General features: G+C 56.8%; 1 protein-coding gene. It reads left to right on the top strand.

Annotated elements, in window-relative coordinates; genetic code table 11:
• Positions 1 to 342 precede the first annotated feature (342 nt).
• Positions 343 to 3,492, top strand: a 3,150-nt coding sequence (locus G9Q73_RS07100; RefSeq protein WP_177419169.1) for a BadF/BadG/BcrA/BcrD ATPase family protein, incomplete at its 3' end; no start/stop codon positions are given.

Raw genomic sequence — 3,492 nt, 5'->3', positions numbered from 1 at the left:
ATGACACCCTACCGCAGTGGCATTTTTACGAACTCAAGTTTCGGAGTTCAAGCAATCATGGTGCGCACAGCGCACCCTACGTTCGCCACATTCAGAGAAGCCTGACTGGTCGCCATAGCACTCCGTGTGCCTATAGCCCTCACTAAGCAACCAACTGAGTGCCAAGTCATTCAGTTCAGAGCTGTAAGTGGTGGGCAATAACAGGGTAGATTAGACACTTACTCCGTCTATTCCCCTGCTCAACAGATGGTTTCACAACGCCTCTGGTGCCCTACAGTCTGTTTACTGTACGCTAAGGAGCCTCTGAACGAATCTCCTGGCAATTATGAATAGCTTTCACCAATGACCCGGCAGCCAGACCACTCCACCACCGATTGGTTTACCGGGTTACTTCCCCACTGCGCGAACCTCTATATTGATGCCGGCGTCCACAGTGTCCGGGTCTTGGCCTGCGACCCAGCGGGTACCGAACTCGGCAGCATTGAAATAGCCAGCAACGAAGATCTCGGCGGTACGATTTCCCGGCTTGGACTTGACCAACTGCCTGAGCAAACAGGCATCACTATCACGGGTAAACTGCAGGAGATTGTGCACCGCTATATCGGCCAGGGAGAGGTGGTACTTGGCTCGGCTGCGCTGTGGTCAGCGGCACGCAGCCTGCTGCAAGGCAAACCACTGGGCATCATCGAAATCTCCGCTTCAGGCTATATGGCCATAGGTGTCGATACCGAGGGCAATCTCAAGAACGATATGCTGGTGGTCAATCCGCGTTGCGGCGCAGGCTCGGGGGTCAACCTCGACCGGGTACTGCAAAAACTCAATATCCAGCGTGAGGCGGTTGACGCACTGTTGAGCGACTACCTCGGCAAGGAGAACCGCCCGCGCCGTGACGGCGTCGATATCCGCGCTGACCGCTGCGGTGTGTTTGCCTCTTCGGCGACGATTTCCGACAAGAATCAGGGCATTCCCCTTGATTTCGCCCTGGCGGTGACGCTGAAATCCGAGGTGCTCAAGGCCTGTAAAAAGCTCAAACCCGGTTTTGCTACGGTGTGGTTGAGCGGTGGCATCTTTGCCTGGCAGTTTGCCCGTGACTGCGCCGGAGATTATCTCGAATCCGTCGGCGCCGCAGAGGTACGCTACGATGAGGGCGGCAGGTTTCCCCTGCTTGGATTACAGCATCTGCGCAAAATCATCGGCGATGGCAACTTTGCCCAACCGGATCGCCGCGTTGTGCAGACGTCCAGGCTCAGCGAATATCCGGCCATGTTTGACATCAAGGCAGATCTTGAGGCGCGGCGCCTCTATCAGCGTATCCCCAATATCGCACCGACCCATTTTGACGCCGCCCAGCTGCGCAACACACCCGTCATGATGGGACTGGACGTGGGCTCAACCATGGCGAAGCTGGTCATCAGCGATGTCTCGGGTCAGGTCATCTTCTATAAGGGCGCCTACTCCAATGCCGGCGATACCATCGATACGATCAAAAAGATCTTTGCCGACATCATCACCAAGGGACTGAAAACCCTGCAGATCAGCCAGATCGGGTTGACGGGCAGCGCCCGCTACCAGGTGCAAAAATCCCTCATCAACATCTATCCTCAATTGGCAGACCGGGTGTCGGTGCTGGTGGAGAACTACGCCCATGCGCGCGGTTCCATCGACTATGCCCGTGAACATATCGAACGCCTCAAGGCGGGCGGCATCGAGGACATCAATGAGGACTTCTGCCTGCTGGTCGATATTGGCGGTGAGGACACAAAGATCTCCTCCATTGCACTGAAAAAAGCTGAACTGTTTGACAACGCAATGAACGTCAAGTGTTCCGCCGGAACCGGCAGCCTGATCGATACCCTGACCTCCATGTTCTTTCTGGACGACATCAGCGTGGCCAGTGAGTTGGCCTTCAATGCCGACAAAGGTTACGTCATCAACGCCACCTGTGCGGTGTTTTTGATGGAGAACGCCCGCAAGCTGCAGGCGGATGGTTACGAACTCGGCGAGATTCTCGCTTCGGCCAACTGGGCGATCGTGGAGAACATGGCCAGAAGCCTCTGGAGCCAGATCGAGCTGCCGAAGCATACGGTCGCCCTGCTTCATGGTCAGACCATGCTCAGTGAACCGCTGCCACTCGCGGTTGCCCAGCGCATGCAGCGCTATGTGGGCGATGATATCTACTGCCTGGTGCCACCGGATCCGGGCCACCGCGCCTGTATCGGGCTGATCAAATCGCTGGCGGAGCAGAATTCCTCCACGGCGTTGGAGGTCGAGCTTGAGTCCTTCATCGACAAGGACTACAAGAAGAAGATCGTGGTCTGCAAGGGAGCCGTGTGCGGCGACAAGGCTGCGCGCTGCAATCGCGCCCACCTCACCGGCCTCGGCAGTGAGGGCAATCGCTTCACCTTCACCCTCGGCGGTTGCACTGCAATCAACGAAGTGCAGGCCATGAAAGGCCTCAAGCAAAAAGGCAGTCCGGACAGCTATAAGCAGATCTGGGACTTTATCAACGACCGCCTGCCCCACTCCGATGACCCGAACCGGCTGGTGATACCGCGCAGCTTCGCCGTTTCGGAGTGGGCGATGTTTTTCGCCTCACTGTTTACACCACTGGAGATCCCGGTGGAGGTGGACAATGTGCAGGCGTCCGATATCATCGATGCCCAGCCGCATTTTCACATCGACACCTGTGCCCCGCATATAGGCGTTGTTGGCCAGTTCCTGCGCCTGGGCGCACAACCACACGGTATGATTCTGGCCCCACAGATCGAGTTCCTGCCTGCAAAACACTCCCTGGGACGCACCTGCACCATCAACCAGGGTGGGCTGGCGGTGGCCAAAAAGATCACTGAATCCAAACACCCGCAAAGCCGCATCCATCTGTTTTTTCTGGATCTCAAACTACAGAATGCGGAGCGGATCGCACAGAAGATCTATCCACGCCTGCAGCCAGTGTTTGAACACTATGGCAAGCCGGTTGAGTATGAACAGTTTCGAAACATCGTCGATGCGGCGTTGCAGGCCCAACGGGGACTAAAAGAGGCGGCCGCCGATTTTGCCACCGACCTGGCCAACCAAGCGCTTGAAGATGGGCGCGAAATCGCCTTGGTGATGGGCCGCGAATATATCCTCAACCCTGGTATCTATGACAGCCATGTCGGACGACTGCTGCGGGACAAGAACATAATGGGCATCCCCAGCTATCTCCTCGATGCCGACTTCAACCCCCAGTTCAAACACCTCTATTGGCGCAATCCCCACATGATCGCCACCCTGGCCGATGCCTGCAGCAGACGTGAACTACACAGGGTAACCGGCCATGCCGGGCTGAGACAGGTATTTGAGCGGGTGGAAAAAGGCTCTGATAGCCTGATGCCGGTGGTGCAGGTATCGACCTTTTTGTGTGGCCCCGACAGCGTCACCAATCCGCTGATTGCCGAGTTGACCAAAAAGCGCCCCTATCTGCTGATCCAGTCCGATGCGGCGATCAAAGAG

This window comes from endosymbiont of Lamellibrachia barhami, assembly GCF_011947365.2.
GTDB lineage: Bacteria > Pseudomonadota > Gammaproteobacteria > Chromatiales > Chromatiaceae > QGON01.
The sequence above is the reverse complement of the archived record's forward strand: the minus strand, read 5'-3'. Positions and strand labels throughout refer to the sequence as shown.